The sequence below is a fragment of the Agrobacterium vaccinii genome, from assembly GCF_021310995.1.
GTDB lineage: Bacteria > Pseudomonadota > Alphaproteobacteria > Rhizobiales > Rhizobiaceae > Agrobacterium > Agrobacterium vaccinii.
The window spans coordinates 187448-202098 of sequence record NZ_CP054150.1 but is presented as its reverse complement, the minus strand read 5'-3'; the positions used below and the strand labels follow the sequence as shown (position 1 = coordinate 202098).

At 58.7% G+C, this 14651-nt stretch carries 15 protein-coding genes and 1 pseudogene; 3 read left to right on the top strand and 13 right to left on the bottom strand.

The window, feature by feature from the left end; all coding sequences use genetic code 11:
* Window positions 1–79: 79 nt before the first annotated feature.
* Entirely contained in the window at window positions 80–550 is a 471-nt protein-coding gene (gene dut / locus HRR99_RS01030) for a dUTP diphosphatase (RefSeq protein WP_233123535.1), read from the bottom strand.
* Between the two features lie 93 nt (window positions 551–643).
* Here dut and HRR99_RS01025 point away from each other — a divergent pair, with 93 nt between their 5' ends.
* Window positions 644–2227 (top strand): peptide chain release factor 3, encoded by a 1584-nt coding sequence (locus HRR99_RS01025; RefSeq protein ID WP_233122447.1) that lies wholly within the window; start codon window positions 644–646, stop codon window positions 2225–2227.
* 12 nt (window positions 2228–2239) lie between these two features.
* A pseudogene (locus HRR99_RS01020) lies at window positions 2240–2515 on the top strand (EamA family transporter); the annotation flags it as partial.
* 6 nt (window positions 2516–2521) lie between these two features.
* Here HRR99_RS01020 and HRR99_RS01015 read toward each other — a convergent pair.
* The 3 genes from HRR99_RS01015 to HRR99_RS01005 all read right to left on the bottom strand — a co-directional run bounded on the left by HRR99_RS01015 (window position 2522) and on the right by HRR99_RS01005 (window position 4666).
* Complete coding sequence (locus HRR99_RS01015) at window positions 2522–3760, bottom strand: aminopeptidase (protein WP_233122446.1); 1239 nt, start codon at window positions 3758–3760, stop codon at window positions 2522–2524.
* A 73-nt stretch (window positions 3761–3833) separates the two neighbouring features.
* The gene (ybaK, locus tag HRR99_RS01010) at window positions 3834–4310 is read right to left on the bottom strand and encodes a Cys-tRNA(Pro) deacylase (protein WP_233122445.1); all 477 of its coding nucleotides are present in this window, start codon (window positions 4308–4310) and stop codon (window positions 3834–3836) included.
* 8 nt (window positions 4311–4318) lie between these two features.
* Window positions 4319–4666: an ArsC family reductase gene (locus HRR99_RS01005; RefSeq protein ID WP_233122444.1), complete on the bottom strand. Its 348-nt coding sequence runs from the start codon at window positions 4664–4666 to the stop codon at window positions 4319–4321.
* Between the two features lie 196 nt (window positions 4667–4862).
* Between HRR99_RS01005 and HRR99_RS01000 the strand changes: the two genes are divergently transcribed.
* On the top strand, window positions 4863–5030 hold the full coding sequence (locus tag HRR99_RS01000; protein ID WP_164470680.1) for a hypothetical protein: 168 nt from the start codon (window positions 4863–4865) through the stop codon (window positions 5028–5030).
* Between the two features lie 153 nt (window positions 5031–5183).
* Here HRR99_RS01000 and HRR99_RS00995 read toward each other — a convergent pair whose 3' ends face one another.
* The 9 genes from HRR99_RS00995 to HRR99_RS00955 all read right to left on the bottom strand — a co-directional run bounded on the left by HRR99_RS00995 (window position 5184) and on the right by HRR99_RS00955 (window position 14638).
* Window positions 5184–5858 (bottom strand): 2'-5' RNA ligase family protein, encoded by a 675-nt coding sequence (locus HRR99_RS00995; protein ID WP_233122443.1) that lies wholly within the window; start codon window positions 5856–5858, stop codon window positions 5184–5186.
* A 107-nt stretch (window positions 5859–5965) separates the two neighbouring features.
* On the bottom strand, window positions 5966–7543 hold the full coding sequence (gene guaA, locus HRR99_RS00990; RefSeq protein ID WP_111839979.1) for a glutamine-hydrolyzing GMP synthase: 1578 nt from the start codon (window positions 7541–7543) through the stop codon (window positions 5966–5968).
* 84 nt (window positions 7544–7627) lie between these two features.
* The gene (locus HRR99_RS00985; RefSeq protein ID WP_233122442.1) at window positions 7628–8266 is read right to left on the bottom strand and encodes a 5'-methylthioadenosine/S-adenosylhomocysteine nucleosidase; all 639 of its coding nucleotides are present in this window, start codon (window positions 8264–8266) and stop codon (window positions 7628–7630) included.
* The gene (locus HRR99_RS00980) at window positions 8263–8712 is read right to left on the bottom strand and encodes a PaaI family thioesterase (RefSeq protein ID WP_233122441.1); all 450 of its coding nucleotides are present in this window, start codon (window positions 8710–8712) and stop codon (window positions 8263–8265) included. Before HRR99_RS00980 ends, HRR99_RS00985 begins: the two co-directional genes overlap by 4 nt.
* 69 nt (window positions 8713–8781) lie before the next feature.
* Window positions 8782–9234, bottom strand: a complete 453-nt coding sequence (locus tag HRR99_RS00975; protein WP_233123534.1) for a TspO/MBR family protein — start codon at window positions 9232–9234, stop codon at window positions 8782–8784.
* Between the two features lie 50 nt (window positions 9235–9284).
* Window positions 9285–10376 (bottom strand): DUF1513 domain-containing protein, encoded by a 1092-nt coding sequence (locus HRR99_RS00970; RefSeq protein WP_233122440.1) that lies wholly within the window; start codon window positions 10374–10376, stop codon window positions 9285–9287.
* A 3-nt stretch (window positions 10377–10379) separates the two neighbouring features.
* Window positions 10380–11501 carry an imelysin family protein gene (locus HRR99_RS00965; protein WP_233122439.1) on the bottom strand — a complete coding sequence of 374 codons (1122 nt, stop codon included), beginning with the start codon at window positions 11499–11501 and terminating at the stop codon, window positions 10380–10382.
* Window positions 11501–12937 carry a di-heme oxidoreductase family protein gene (locus HRR99_RS00960; protein WP_233122438.1) on the bottom strand — a complete coding sequence of 479 codons (1437 nt, stop codon included), beginning with the start codon at window positions 12935–12937 and terminating at the stop codon, window positions 11501–11503. The genes HRR99_RS00965 and HRR99_RS00960 overlap by 1 nt, the downstream gene beginning before the upstream one ends.
* Window positions 12938–13360: 423 nt before the next feature.
* Window positions 13361–14638 carry an imelysin family protein gene (locus HRR99_RS00955; protein WP_233122437.1) on the bottom strand — a complete coding sequence of 426 codons (1278 nt, stop codon included), beginning with the start codon at window positions 14636–14638 and terminating at the stop codon, window positions 13361–13363.
* Between the last annotated feature and the right edge of the window lie 13 nt (window positions 14639–14651).

The window sequence follows — 14651 nt, the reverse complement described above, 5'->3', positions numbered from 1 at the left end:
AACGCGAATGATAAAACAAGAACAAGAAGTGAACAATTTCACTTATGCCGCGCAGAAAATTGCGTGCGGTTGTGACGTATCAAACGCCGGTGGAGCCGAAACCGCCGGTGCCGCGGGCGGTATCAGAGGTCTCCGTGACCTCGAAGACGGCCACCTGCGTAACGGGTGCGATGACCATCTGGGCGATACGCATGCCGCGCTCGATCACGAAATCCTCCTGGCCCAGATTGGCGAGGATGACTTTGACCTCGCCGCGATAATCGCTATCCACCGTTCCGGGTGTGTTGAGGCATGTAAGGCCGTTCTTGATGGCAAGGCCAGAGCGTGGGCGTATTTGCGCCTCAAAACCTTGCGGCACTTCGAAGATGAAACCGGTGGGCACCAGTGCGCGGGTGCCGGGTTTCAAAGTGAGCGGTTCGTCAGCAGCAACGGCGGCGCGCAAATCCATGCCAGCGGCACCAGTCGTCTCATAGGCGGGCAGGTCGATACCGGCGCCATTTTCGAGACGAACGAGCTTGAGCGAGGGTTGAAAAGATGCGCGTGTGTTCATGTGATCCATTTGCTGCGCGCTCACTGTCTTGGTCAATTGCATATCCGGCACCAAATCTATAAAGACGGCCCCAATCAACAGGAATTTCTGAGAATGGCTGAAACACTCGCAGAGGCGGTTTCCCGCCGCCGCACCTTCGCTATTATTGCGCACCCGGACGCCGGTAAGACGACGCTGACCGAAAAGCTGCTGCTGTTCGGCGGTGCCATTCAGCTGGCCGGTGAAGTGAAGGCGAAGAAGGACCGTATCCAGACGCGTTCCGACTGGATGAAAATCGAGCGCGAGCGCGGCATCTCGGTCGTGACCTCGGTGATGACGTTCGAATATGACGACAAGGTTTTCAATATTCTCGATACGCCGGGCCACGAAGACTTTGCGGATGATACCTACCGCACGCTGACGGCGGTGGATGCGGCCATCATGGTCATCGATGCCGCCAAGGGTATCGAGCCACGGACGCTAAAACTGTTCGAAGTGTGCCGCATGCGCGACATTCCCATCATCACCTTCGTCAACAAAATGGACCGCGAAAGCCGGGACATTTTCGAGATTCTGGACGAGGTCGAGGAGAAGTTGGCGCTGGATACGGCCCCAATTACATGGCCGATCGGTCGTTCCAAGAGCTTCTGCGGCTCTTACCACTTGGCCAGCAACCGGGTGCGCGGCTCCGATAACGAGGTTGATGCAACGCAGGTAAATGGCCCACAGGCGGTGGCGAGCCGCTTGCCGGAAAACGAGCGTGACGCCTTTATCGAGGAAACCGAACTGGCGCTGGAGGCCTGCCGTCCGTTTGATCGCACGGCGTTTCTGGAGGGACATCTGACGCCGGTGTTCTTCGGTTCGGCGTTGCGCAACTTCGGCGTTCGTGACCTTATCAATGCGCTAGGCGATATCGCACCGCCGCCGCGCGACCAAGTGGCCGATACGCGCACCGTGCATGCCGATGAAGACAAGATGACGGCCTTCGTGTTCAAGATTCAGGCGAATATGGACCCCAACCACCGCGACCGCATTGCCTTCGCGCGTATCTGCTCTGGCAAGCTGGAGCGCGGCATGAAGGCGCGGCTGGCGCGCACCGGCAAGCAGATGGGCCTGACGGCACCGCAATTCTTCTTCGCCTCGCAGCGTCACATCGCCGACACCGCCTTTGCGGGCGATGTGGTGGGCATTCCCAACCACGGCACACTACGCATCGGGGATACGCTGACCGAGGGTGAAAACCTCGTGTTCCAGGGCGTTCCCAACTTCTCGCCGGAAATTCTGCGCCGCGTGCGGCTAGAAGATGCGATGAAGGCGAAGAAGCTGAAGGAAGCGCTGCACCAGATGGCCGAAGAAGGCGTCGTGCAGTTGTTTTCGCCGGAAGACGGCTCCCCAGCCATCGTCGGCGTCGTCGGCGCTTTGCAGCTCGATGTTTTGAAAGAGCGGCTGATGGGCGAATATGGCTTGCCGGTCTCGTTCGAAATGTCGCGGTTCTCGATCTGCCGCTGGATTTCTGCTGAGCAGTCTGCCGATATGGAGAAGTTCCTGACGGTCAAGCGCGGCGATATTGCCCGCGACCTCGATGGCGATCCGGTGTTTCTGGCCCAGGACGCGTTTTCGCTGCGCTATGAGTCGGAACGGTATCCCGCGATCAAGATGGCTGCGATCAAGGAGTATCACGTCGCCAAGGCGGCGTGATAATCGACTTTGTACAGCGTCATTCCGGCCTTGCACGCTCTGACCACCACGAATGTGCTGGGCATGGCCTATCTGGGGCTGATCGGTGCTGCCTTCTTCTATGGTTCCGCGGACTGACACGCGTCCAACCCTCGGTTGCCGCTTCTCTTGGTCTTTTGAGCGCCAGTTACCGCCACGCTTCTATGCTGGCTGGCGCTCGGTCAAAACCTCGCGCCAGCACAGATTGCCGGTTTCATCATCGTGCCGTCCAGCGTCTGGCTCAGCCAGAAAAGTCAGGCCCCGCAATAGGGCCTATCAGGCCCATTCGCCCTTGCGCATCACAGGCACTTTCGTGCCATCGGCTCTGACACCGTCGATATCCACTTTGTCGGAGCCGATCATCCAGTCGATGTGGATGAGGCTGGAATTGCCGCCCTGCGCCTTGATCTGGTCTTGGCTGAGCGAAGCGCCATCGAGGAAGCACTTGGAATAGCACTGGCCCAGCGCGATGTGGCACGAGGCATTTTCATCGAACAGCGTGTTGTAGAACAGAATGCCGCTGGCCGAGATGGGGGAGGAATGCGGCACCAGCGCCACTTCGCCCAGACGCCGCGCGCCTTCATCCGTATCCAGCACCTTGTTCAAAACCTCTTCGCCACGGGACGCCTTGGCCTCCACGATGCGGCCTGCCTCGAACTTGACCTGGATGTTGTCGATCAGCGTGCCCTGATGCGACAGTGGCTTGGTGCTGGAGACGTAACCATCCACCCGCAGGGCATGCGGTGTGGTGAAGACCTCTTCGGTCGGGATGTTGGGGTTGCAGGTCACACCGTTCTTGGCCATGGACGCGCCGCCATGCCATTCATGGTTGTCGGCCAAGCCTATGGTCACCTCCGTACCGGGGCCAGTGAAGTGTAGCGAGGCGAAACGCTCACCATTCAGCCATTTGGAGCGCTTGGCAAGATTGGCATTGTGCTCCGCCCACGCAGTCACCGGGTCGGCCAGATCAACGCGGGAAGCCGCAAAAATCGCGTTCGCCAGCTTCTTGACAGCTTCGTCTTCGGGAATACCGGGGAACACCTGTTTGGCCCAGGACGGGTTGGGGTAGGAGATGATGTTCCAGTTGATGTCGAAGTTGGAAATCTTCTCCAGCGCCGGTTTGTAAGCGGTGGAATTCGCCTTGTTGGCGCGCGCCACCTTGGCCGGATCTGCGTCCGCCAGCAGCATGGGGTTGTCGCCGGAGATCGCCAGCCGTGCCGCGCCATTGGCGTAGGCCTTCGCCATGCCCTCATAGAGCCAGCCGGAAGCGCGGTCGAAGTTGGCATCGCTGGCATGCGCGTAACGCGCAAGCGTCGTCTCTTCGTCGGAATAGAAGGTTGTGACCAGACCGCTGCCAGCCATGTAAGCGTGCTTAGTCAAAAACCGCACTAGCGGCAATGCTGCCAGCGGCGCGGTGATGACCAGATCCTGATCCTTCTGCAATTGCAGCCCGACCTTGACGGCAACTTCGGCCAGTTTTTCGAGTTTGACGGGATCGATGGGAGAAACTGTCATGATGCGCCTTCATATGCTTCAATAGGAGGCGCAAAACATAGCCCATTCGCGGCGAAAGCCAACCGGCTTTCTGCTATTCGCTTACCAGCGGTGCCGCCACGGCTTTCAAGACGGATTGTGCATCCCGAGGTGAAAGGCGTACCTGCAATCCCCGTTGTCCGCCATTCATATAGACGAGATCATGGCCCATGGATTGCACCTCGATGGCCGTCGGCACCTGCTTCTTCTGGCCGAAAGGGCTGATGCCACCTACATGATACCCCGTCGCGCGTTCGGCATCGGCAGGTTTCATCATATGCGCCGACTTGCCACCAAAGGCCGACGCCAGCTTCTTCATGCTGACTTCATGGTCAGATGGCACGACAACGCAGACTGCTTTGCCATCCACCTCGGCCATCAAGGTCTTCAGCACCAGATGCGGCTCAGCCCCGATGGCCTCCGCCGCCTGAAGACCGATACGCTCGGCGTTCGGATCATAGTCGTAAGCCACGGTGGTGAAGGAAATACCGGCCTTGGTCAGCACCTGTGTCGCACGCGTCGTCTTCGACATGGCGTTACCTAACCGAACAGCGCCGCATAGGTGTCGGGCTTGAAGCCAACCGTGATCTTGCCCTTGGCCTGGAGAACCGGACGCTTGATCATGGAAGGCTGTGCCAACATCAGCGCAATTGCCTTCTCGCGCGTAAGGTCAGCCTTATCGGCCTCATCCAGCTTCTTGAAGGTGGTGCCTGCGCGGTTCAGCACTGTTTCCCAACCGGCGGCATCGCACCAGGCATTGAGATGGGCCGCATCAATCCCAGCGCTTTTATAATCATGAAACGTGTAGTCAATGCCCTCAGCTTCCAGCCAGTTGCGGGCCTTCTTCATCGTGTCGCAGTTCTTGATACCGTAAATCGTAACCGTCATATCATCAGCCTTTTCATGCTCCTCCCAATGAATAGCAAAATAGCCATCGCGTTCAACATCCAATGAGCCATGCAAATTTGCATGGGCTGTCATCCAAATGAGTTCGAGCTAAGCTGCATGGCTTGCCTGCTATATCATGAGTTGTGCAAAAGCCTTTGAATGCTCATATTCTGGGCAACACGAAGGAGAGACCCACATGCGTAACGTTGCTAAGACATCCCGTAAATTCTTTGGCGAAACCTTTGCCGTTTTCGGTGCGGCTCTTGCAGTATCCGCCGCTGTCCGTTCCCACCGCAAGCCAGCAGGCGCAGACCTCGACGCCCTCGGCATCGACCGCAAGGCTTTCGACAAGGTTCAGCTCTAATCTCGAATTGACGCTGGCGAGGCATGATGGCCTCGCCTTGGCAGAAGGCGAAATACGCCTTTTGTGGCGGACTTGCGTACCTGAATTGGTGCCTAGCATGTCGCCTACGTCCTGTGCACTGACGTAAACCTGCATATCTCAGCTTTTCATAGATTATTGCCACTGCGGGAATTTCATTTGTTCGGCAATGGCCGGATAGTCACGGCTTTCAGCCCGTAAGGGCCACCGTCCGCATTGTTCATGCTGAGCCTCGCCGTAGTGACTGAAGACGAGCTCAAAGTTGCTCACAGTCCAGCCATATGCCTTCGATACTGGCATCGCTTCTATCTCCCCACATCCGTAAATGATTGTCACATGCGGCGTGAAAGCGCTTTGGCATACGTAGGGCACACTGTGCGAGCGCAACCTCGCTTGCAGCATCTGTGTGAGGCACGTCATCTCAGGAAGCACGGACGTACTCTTCAAAGCAAGACTCTTGCGATTTCCGAAGTGAGTTACCGTGTCCAGGGTCATGGGGATTGGTCGCGCAGAAAAATCCCGTAGCGCTGCGGCAAGGTGCGCAATCAGCCTGTCAGGACGGGTTTGAAATGCCCCAATACAGAGCAAGCTGACATGTAGGAGTTCGGCAGGATAAGCGCTCCGCGTCGTCCGGCCCAGAGCATGTCTCTCAGCGTCGCGGAAAATTGTCTCAGAAACAGCGCCGGGTGGTTTCGTCATCAGCAACAATTTGCTGAGTTTCTGCCGGTTATGGCCCGTCACGGAATGAGGCGCAAGCCAGTCAAAAGACAGTTGCCGCGGCTGATCCGCTGATGCTGCACTATCGCCCATGGTGATGCTCCCTGGCCTCATGCCAAGGCCAGAAAGCTATCATCAATCAGTAAAAATAAAAAGAACAAAATGAGAACAAGCAAGCGGATATAGAAACCCGCCTTTTGTTATTCCCATTCGATCGTACCGGGTGGCTTGCTCGTTACGTCATAGACCACGCGGTTGATGCCTTTGACTTCGTTGATGATACGGGTCGCGGTGCGGCCAAGGAAGTTCATGTCGTAAGGGTAGAAATCCGCCGTCATGCCGTCCACCGAGGTTACGGCGCGCAGCGCGCAGACAAAGTCGTAGGTGCGGTAATCGCCCATGACGCCCACGGTTTGCACCGGTAGCAGCACGGCAAAGGCCTGCCAGATGGTGTCGTAGAGACCGGCCTTGCGGATTTCGTCGAGATAGATGGCATCGGCCTTGCGCAGAATATCGAGCTTTTCGCGCGTCACCACGCCGGGGCAGCGGATGGCGAGACCCGGACCGGGGAACGGGTGGCGACCGATGAAACTTTCGGGCAGACCGAGTTCGCGGCCAAGCACGCGCACTTCGTCCTTGAATAGCTCGCGCAGCGGCTCCACCAGCTTCATGTTCATGCGTTCTGGAAGACCGCCGACATTGTGGTGGCTCTTGATGGTGACGGATGGACCACCGGAGAAGGACACGCTCTCGATAACGTCGGGGTACAGCGTGCCCTGCGCCAGAAATGCCGGTGCGCCCTTGCCGTCGGATGCGATCTTGGCAGCTTCAGCCTCGAATGTTTCGATGAACAGGCGACCGATGGTCTTGCGCTTGACTTCCGGATCGGACACGCCAGCCAGTTCCGTCAGGAACAGGTCGGACGCATCCACATGCACCAGTGGAATGTTGTAATGGTCGCGGAACATGGTCACGACTTGTTCGCTCTCGGCCAGACGCATCATGCCGTGGTCGACATAGATGCAAGTCAGCTGATCGCCGATGGCTTCGTGAATGAGAACCGCAGCAACGGAGGAATCGACGCCACCAGACAGTCCGCAGATGACGCGCTCGGTGCCCACCTGCTCGCGGATTTTGCGGATCATTTCGGCGCGGTAGGCAGCCATGGTCCAGTCGGATTTCAGGCCAACGATCTTGTGCACGAAGTTGGACAGCAGCTTGGCACCGTCAGGCGTGTGCATGACCTCCGGGTGGAACATCGTGGTGTAATAACGGCGCTCTTCGTTGACGGCGATGGCAAAGGGCGCGTTTTCAGATGTCGCGGCCACTTCGAAGCCGTGCGGCAATTGCGTGACGCGGTCGCCATGGCTCATCCACACCGGGTAACGTCCGCCCAGTTCCCAGAAACCGTCAAACAGCGGGCTTGCCTTCTTGATCTCTATATCGGCGCGACCGAATTCCGCTGCGTGACCACCTTCGACCGTGCCGCCCAGCTGGGTGCACAGCGTCTGCTGGCCGTAGCAAATGCCGAGGATCGGGATGCCGGAATCAAACACCGCCTGCGGTGCGCGCGGGCTGCCCTCTGCCGTCACCGATGCCGGGCCGCCGGAGAAGATGACGCCTTTGGGCGCCAGCTTCTCGAATGCCTCTGCGGCATTCTGGAACGGGTGGATTTCGCAATAGACTCCGGCTTCGCGAACACGGCGCGCAATAAGCTGCGTCACCTGGCTGCCGAAATCGATGATGAGGATGCTGTCGGGATGGGCTATCTGGGTCATGGCGAGCCTTTAAAGAAATCCGGGGCTTTAGGCAACCCGTGACATGGCCTGAAAAGCCAGAAAATAAGCGGTTGCGCAAGAGATTTAGAGCGAAATGCTGCCGTCTTCTATCGCGCGGCACAGCCTGTCCACAGCGTCGGCCAGCTTCTCATCAATCACATGCAGATACTCCGTCCAGTCGGAAATATGGTGCACATCCGCCTTTCCGTCCGAGATTCCACGGAGCCCGATGAGCGGAATGTCAAAACGCTGGCAGGCGCGCAATAACGCAAACGTTTCCATCTCAACCATGTCGGCGTCCACCCCGTCATAGGCAGCACCGGATACGACATTGGCGCCGGTGGAAAGCCTAGCTTGCGCCACGCCGGGAATGCGCAGCGGCAGGGAAACTTCGGCGGGCAAATCGAGGAACGGCGTGCAGCCCTTTTTGAAACCGAAGGCGGACGCATCCATATCGCGGTAGGAGACGGACATGGCTTGATAGACCTCCGCTTGCTCCAGAACGCGCGAGCCAGCAGAACCCAGCGAGACGACGAGATGGGGAGATCGACCGGCGTAATTCAGCTCGCTCAGTGCCGCTGTCAGCGAAACCGCCGCCTCCACCGGGCCGACACCCGTCATAAGCGGCTTGAAGCGGGCTTTCAGATGCAGGCCATATTCGGCATCTGCTGCCATGACGAACAGCAGGCGCTTGCCCGCCACATCCACAGTCTCATAACTCATTCATCGAACCCTTCGCGGCCTTTCATCACCATCATCGTACCGGTCATGGAGGCGATCAGCTTGGCCGGGCCATCCGACAGCGCATAGGCGCGACCGTCGGCGACGATAATGTTGCTGCCCGGCTTGGTGATTTCACCGCGAAACAGAAATCGCTCGCCACGCCCCGGCGACATCAGGTTGACCTTGAACTCGATGGTCAGCAGCGAGGTGTCAGGCTCGATGATCGTATAGGCGGCATAGGTGCAGGCGGTATCCAGCGCTGCAGCAATGACGCCCGCATGCAGAATGCCGTGCTGCTGGGTGAGTTTGGGGTGAAACGGAAGCTCGATTTCCACCAGCCGGTGCTCGATGCGCGAAATCTCGGCGTTGATGGCCTGAACGACGCCCTGGCGTGCGAAGCTCTTTTCTATCCGCTGGCGAAAATCGCCGGGATCGGTGAAATCCATTCCCCTGCCTTTCCTGTTCTTTGACAAGACATGGCGCGTTGATCGCGACATGGCAAGGGAGGACGTGTGCTAATTCAGGTAAACGATGCTGGCGTTCAGCAGCGTGGCGAAGGCAACCCACACCGCATAGGGCACGAAGAGCCACATCGAAATGCGGTCACGCGTGGATGTCATGATGATGAAGGCGATGACGCAGATCAGCATCGGCACGATGAGAATGAGCGCACCGATGGGGCTCTGCATCGTGAAGAAGATCGGCGACCACATGAAGTTCAGCAGCATCTGGCTGCCCCACAGTTGCATGCGCCCGCCCATGCGGCTTTGCAACCACGTGCGCGCACCAGCAATGGCAATCATGACGTAGAGCGCGGTCCAGACTGGGCCAAAAATCCAGTTGGGCGGGTTGAAGAAAGGTTTGTTGAGCGATTGGTACCATTCGCCCGGCACATTGTTCATGCCGATCAGCGCCCCGATGGTGACGACGACAAAGACGAAAATGAGATAGACCAGCGCTTTTTTCATAGGCATGAAATGCACAGACGTTCCTTCTGTTCCGGTGTTATTTTAGCAATTCATCCGGCAAGCCGAACGATATGCTGATCCCATGCTACAGCACTGGTTTTTGCCCCGAATTGCCCGTCATAAGACGAGGTGACAATGCCTTTTGGCGCCGCCGCAACACCCGCCGCCTCGCGAAGAGCAGTCTCACCGACAACCCTGCCGCTTTTCTCGTCCAGCATCACCGCGGCATTACCGTTGGGCGACGTCAGACCGATGATGCCATCGCGCCGGTTGACGGCGATCGCCCCGACATAGTTCGCCAGCCGCGTCGTCGTTTCTTCGGGCAGATCGATGAAACGCAGATCCTCGCCTTTGGAAAAATACCCCACCAGCGGCGGCAATTCGTTGCGCGGTCCCTCATACTGGCAGGCAAACCAGATGCGCCCATCATTACCGAGATCCACATGCCGGGTGGACAATTGGCTGAGATCCTTTGCAAGGCCGTGTTTCTGGATCAACCGTCCCGTGGCCGCATCCAGCAGCACCAGAGAAGGCTGCATCGCATCGAGGTTCAGTTTCGTACGCCCAAAATCCGGGTGGGTCTCGATGCCGCCATTGGCGATGATGATCATCCGTCCGTCGTCGCTCACCGTCATGTCGTGCGTACCGATGCCACGCGCGTCATATTCGCCGATGCGCCTGAAGCCGTCGCGGGCATCGTAAAGGCCGATCACACCGCGATTGCGGTCGAAGTCGTTTTCGCTAGCGTAGAGGATCGAGCCATCGGGTGAAAACTGTCCGTGGCCGTAAAAGTGGCGGTTCTCCGGCGTGTGCATGACGATGGGTTCGCGGCGTTTCGCCGGGTCGAAGGCCATGAAGAAGGTGCCGGGCCTGCGCGCAAAGGCAACCGTAACCCCGGTGGCGCGGCTGGTCGCCATGCCATGGGCGCGGGCAGGCAGCACCATCCGGTCGATGATCTCGCCCGCTTCGCTCACCGTTGCCACACCATAAGCGCCATCGCGGTCGCGGAACGCCGATGCGAAGACCGCATCCGTCCGCTCCAGCGCGTAAAGCGAACGCGGCGCAAGCGACGCCAGAAACGGCAATCCCGCCGCCTTGATAAAGGAGCGCCGGTCGATCAGCAGTCGCTTGTCGCGCGCCACGGTTCAGTCCCCATCCGCAAAGGAAAAGCCGGAGCTAAGGCCAATGGCCCCGCCATATTGGTCGTTGATGCGGTAGATCAGGTCCTTGCCGTTCAGCAGCAGATAATCCACCTTGGCGCGCTCCTTGTCGTCGCCAAGCGCCTTTTCGACGTCAGGCTCGATGTTGCCGGAGACTCGGACCATTGATTTGGCGATGAAGTCGATGGAGCCGATGATGGAGCGCTGGTCGGGCGGCAGGAGATCGCTCATGCCAGCTTTGTGCAGCAGGCCCTGTACCGCAGCCACGTTGTCGCCGATGCTTTTCCATGTCAGGCCTGAGCGCCAGTAGATCGCGGTACGCGGAAATTTGGCATTATCGGGACCCTTGTAGAAGGTTTCGATGCGCTGGTCGCGAATGGCTTCGGAGCCATGCACCAGGATGCCCAGCAGCGCCACCAGGGCCTCGCGCTCGTCACGAAACACCGGATTGTCAGGCCCTGGTTCCTTCCAGTTCTTTGCCGTCCCGTCAGGCGCATCCCAGAGATCGGAAAGTTCGGTGCCGATATTGGCAATATTGCCCGCAATGGCTGCGCCGTACCGGCAACGGAAACTGTTTTTCTCGGCCATTACATCGTCGGAACCTGTGCCGTAAAGCACATATTCTAGCGCCCCGAAGCCCTGCGCGGCAACGCTTTTTGCCCGCAGACCCTGTGGTGTCGTCACGGTCTCATCCTTGTCCGAAAGGTATTTTTGCACCTGTTTGAGACCAAGACCCTTTTTGTCAGGATAATACAGCACCCGCTCGAACCGGTTCTGCTCGATGACGGGACCGACGCGCACGATCTCGATACCCGACCATGCGTGGGTCGCGTCCAAAAATGCCGCTTTCGCTGCCGCAATCGTGTCAGCGGAAGGGGCGGCGCACAGCGCCTGCATCTTGAACGTCAGCGCCTTGGCGCTATCGCGAAAGCCGTCATAGCCGGGGCGGATAAAGCCATCCACGGCCTTTTCCATCACGCTGCGCACCTTCACCGGGTCGAGTGGGGGTGGTGGCATCAGCTCCACATCCTGCGCCAGTGCGGTGCCGAAGCTCATCAGAAAAGCGAGCGGCAGAAGGGCATGAAATTTTCGCATCGCATTGTCCATCACAGAGACTCCAGAAATGTCAGCAAAGCCTGCCGGTCAGACTTTTGCAAGGCAGCAAAAGCATCGCGCGCCTTTTGTGCTTCGCCACCATGCCACAGGATCGCTTCGGTCAGGCTGCGCGCCCGCCCGTCATGCAGATAAAAACCATTGCCATTCACGGCTTGCGTCAACCCGATGCCCCAGAGCGGCTGAGTGCGCCAGTCACGCCCACCTGCCTCACCCACCTGCTGACCATCTGCCAGGCCATCGCCCATATCATGCAGCAGAAAATCGGAATAGGGCCATATCAGTTGGAAGGAATGCAGCGGATCGTTGGCATCGCGCTTCGTCACGAATTTCGGCACGTGACAGGACGCGCATCCCGCGTCGTAGAATTGCTGCTTGCCATGTAGAACGGTGGGGTCATCGACATTGCGGCGCGCCGGTACGGCCAGATTTTCGGTGTAGAACGTCATCAGATCGAGAACAGGCGAAGGCGCTTCCACATCGCCCAGCCGCTTCTGCACGCCGGTCGGCATGGAAAGACAGTCCGGTTCTTTATCGGTACAATCGCCAAAGGCATTTGGCGCATCCGGCGAGGATATGCCGATATCATGAGATAGCGCATTGGCTGCCTGATCCCGCACAATGGCATTCTGTGCCTTCCAGCCGAACCGACCGAGCTTCAACGCGCCATTGCGGTGGTCCCGCACCCATGCCGGTCTGCCGCCGTCACGCCTGGCATTGGCCAGAATATCCTCATCCGCTATGGCCTCGATCAAGCCCAAACCCAAAGTCGGCTGGGCGATGCGGGGGGACAGTGTCGTATCAGGCTCCAGCGGGCCATAATTCAGACCCTTGAGGCTATAGGTCGGCTTGCGGAGCGATACGATCTCGCCATCGCCCAACGTAACCCTCTTTTCGTCATAGGAGGCGGCAAGCCTGCCCTCGGCTTTCAGGCCGGGCACCGCAAGGTTCTGATGCTGCCCGCCATAGGTCGCATCTGGAAAATTCAGCACATCATGGTCAGCGATTGCCTTTATCTCGTCAGGCGTACGGGCAGGGCGGGCAAGGCGCAGGAACATCGACACCGCCTCCTCATTCCCGTCAGGCGGACGCCCACGCCCGTCCTTGATGTGGCAGGTCTGACAAGATCGCGCATTGTAAAGCGGCCCCAGCCCGTCAGACGCCTGCGTGGAGGATGGCGAGGACACCCACAATTTCTGAAACAGCGCATTGCCCAGCTTGAAATCATGTCCGCGCTCGAAACTCATATTGGCGGATGGTTGCGAGAAAGGATCGGTTGTGGCCGTGGTGGTCGCTGCCCCCGCCGAAAGGGCCTCGGATGGTTCGGCCTTGGAGAAGTCGCTGGTAGGGCGGGTGACCTGCCGCACGCGGACCAAATCCTTGGTGGAGAGATCGGTGCGGGTGATGGTTTCGGCTCCGGGGCCGCCCAATACACAACAGTGCGCTTGGCTTACCCCCCTCTGTCCTGCCGGACATCTCCCCCACAGGTGGGGAGATCGACAAGCGGCAACCTCTTCCACATCTTCAACGTCGCGGATGAAGCGAAGAGCGTGAGACTGGCCAATCTCCCCACCTGTGGGGGAGATGTCCGGCAGGACAGAGGGGGTTAAACCAAGCGCACTGTCGTAGGTTATGGCGATACTGCACGCTGCCAAGATAAACAGAAGACAGAAAAGGCGTCGTTGCCGCAAATGTCTCATGAAACCTTACACATCGGGTTTGGGGGAGCGGTAGTCCCACTGCCATGCCAGTTCGGGGGGAGTGAACCTCGTTCTTCGCAAAATGATCCGCCTGCAAAACGTCTGGCAGCAATAGACAGGCCGCATGTCACCCACGCGGCCTGCATCATCGTCTTACTTGAACACGGCGTTCGGGCTGTCCAGGCTGTCGGAACCTTCCAGCTGAATCTTGCCCAGATCCAGCGCCGCAATCACGCGCTCAATGGTCTTGGTCTGGTCCAGAAGCCCGTCGATGGCAGTCTGCACAACGGCATTGCCCTCTTTGTTGCCCTCGGCAATCATCTGGTCATAGGCTTCCACGGTCTGGCCGCGCTTTTCCATGGCATGCATGGCGTCCAGCGTCTTGTTCAGCTTCGCCTTCATTTCCGCATCCAGCGCCTTGTCGCTGGCGGCAACAAGTTCGGAGAGCGAAGGGCCGGTCAACTTCTTACCGTCTACCGTCGTGTATTCACCGCTATAGGCAGCGGCGATGCCGATGGCGTCATTGAGGTGCGAGTTATAGGTGTTGTCGGAGAAGCAATCATGCTCTTCTTCGGGATCATGCAGCAGAAGGCCGAGCTTCATGCGCTCGCCTGCCAACTCGCCATAGGACAGCGAGCCCATGCCGGTCAGAATGGCGGTCAGGCCCTTTTTCGGGTCGGCTTCCACCGTCTTTGCCGCTTCGCCATCCGGTGCCCAGTTGGCAACCATTTCCTTCAGGTCCGAAACCAGCAGCGTGGAGGCGGCCTTGAGGTAATCGGCACGGCGGTCGCAATTGCCACCCGTGCAGTTCTTGGTGTCGTAGTCGGTGTAAGGACGGTTGCCCGCACCCGGTCCGGTGCCATTCAAATCCTGGCCCCACAGCAGAAACTCGATGGCGTGGTAACCTGTTGTGACGTTGGCTTCCACTTCGCCCGCTTCCGCAAGGCTCTGGATCAGCTCCGGCGTGATCTTGGAGGCATCGACCTCTTCACCGCCGACCTTGATCTTTTTGTTGGCGATGATGTTTGCGGTGTAAAGCTCGTTCTCGTCGCTTTCGGTGCCATAGGAACCATCGACATAGTCGATCAGGCCCTCGTCCAGCGGCCAGGCGTTGACCTTGCCTTCCCACTCGTCAACGATCGGGTTGCCGAAGCGGTAGACTTCGGTCTGCTGGTAGGGGACGCGGGCCTTGATCCAGGCTTCACGCGCAGCTTTCAGCGTGGCGTCGCTGGGCGTCGCGATCAGCGCGTCGATGGCCTTGTCGAGCGTTTCGGCCATCGTCAGCGCATCCTGATATTTCGCATGACCCAGTTCCGCATAATGCTTGACCACGGCAGCCGGATCAGTCGCAGCGCGGACAGGAAGTGCGGTGAGGGCCACCGATGCGGCCAGAAGCGCCAGACTTGCGCTGGATAAGGTTTTGCGGAACATGATCTCTCCTATC

What these genes read in the sequence shown, in the direction of transcription:
- HRR99_RS00985 (WP_233122442.1), bottom strand. Translation starts at nt 8,266, where the DNA reads ATGAGTTATGAGACTGTGGATGTGGCGGGCAAGCGCCTGCTGTTCGTC.
- HRR99_RS01025 (WP_233122447.1), top strand. Translation starts at nt 644, where the DNA reads ATGGCTGAAACACTCGCAGAGGCGGTTTCCCGCCGCCGCACCTTCGCT.
- HRR99_RS00955 (WP_233122437.1), bottom strand. Translation starts at nt 14,638, where the DNA reads ATGTTCCGCAAAACCTTATCCAGCGCAAGTCTGGCGCTTCTGGCCGCA.
- dut (WP_233123535.1), bottom strand. Translation starts at nt 550, where the DNA reads ATGAACACACGCGCATCTTTTCAACCCTCGCTCAAGCTCGTTCGTCTC.
- HRR99_RS01005 (WP_233122444.1), bottom strand. Translation starts at nt 4,666, where the DNA reads ATGACGGTTACGATTTACGGTATCAAGAACTGCGACACGATGAAGAAG.
- ybaK (WP_233122445.1), bottom strand. Translation starts at nt 4,310, where the DNA reads ATGTCGAAGACGACGCGTGCGACACAGGTGCTGACCAAGGCCGGTATT.
- HRR99_RS00965 (WP_233122439.1), bottom strand. Translation starts at nt 11,501, where the DNA reads ATGGACAATGCGATGCGAAAATTTCATGCCCTTCTGCCGCTCGCTTTT.
- HRR99_RS00975 (WP_233123534.1), bottom strand. Translation starts at nt 9,234, where the DNA reads ATGAAAAAAGCGCTGGTCTATCTCATTTTCGTCTTTGTCGTCGTCACC.
- HRR99_RS00995 (WP_233122443.1), bottom strand. Translation starts at nt 5,858, where the DNA reads ATGGGCGATAGTGCAGCATCAGCGGATCAGCCGCGGCAACTGTCTTTT.
- HRR99_RS01015 (WP_233122446.1), bottom strand. Translation starts at nt 3,760, where the DNA reads ATGACAGTTTCTCCCATCGATCCCGTCAAACTCGAAAAACTGGCCGAA.
- HRR99_RS01000 (WP_164470680.1), top strand. Translation starts at nt 4,863, where the DNA reads ATGCGTAACGTTGCTAAGACATCCCGTAAATTCTTTGGCGAAACCTTT.
- HRR99_RS00980 (WP_233122441.1), bottom strand. Translation starts at nt 8,712, where the DNA reads ATGGATTTCACCGATCCCGGCGATTTTCGCCAGCGGATAGAAAAGAGC.
- guaA (WP_111839979.1), bottom strand. Translation starts at nt 7,543, where the DNA reads ATGACCCAGATAGCCCATCCCGACAGCATCCTCATCATCGATTTCGGC.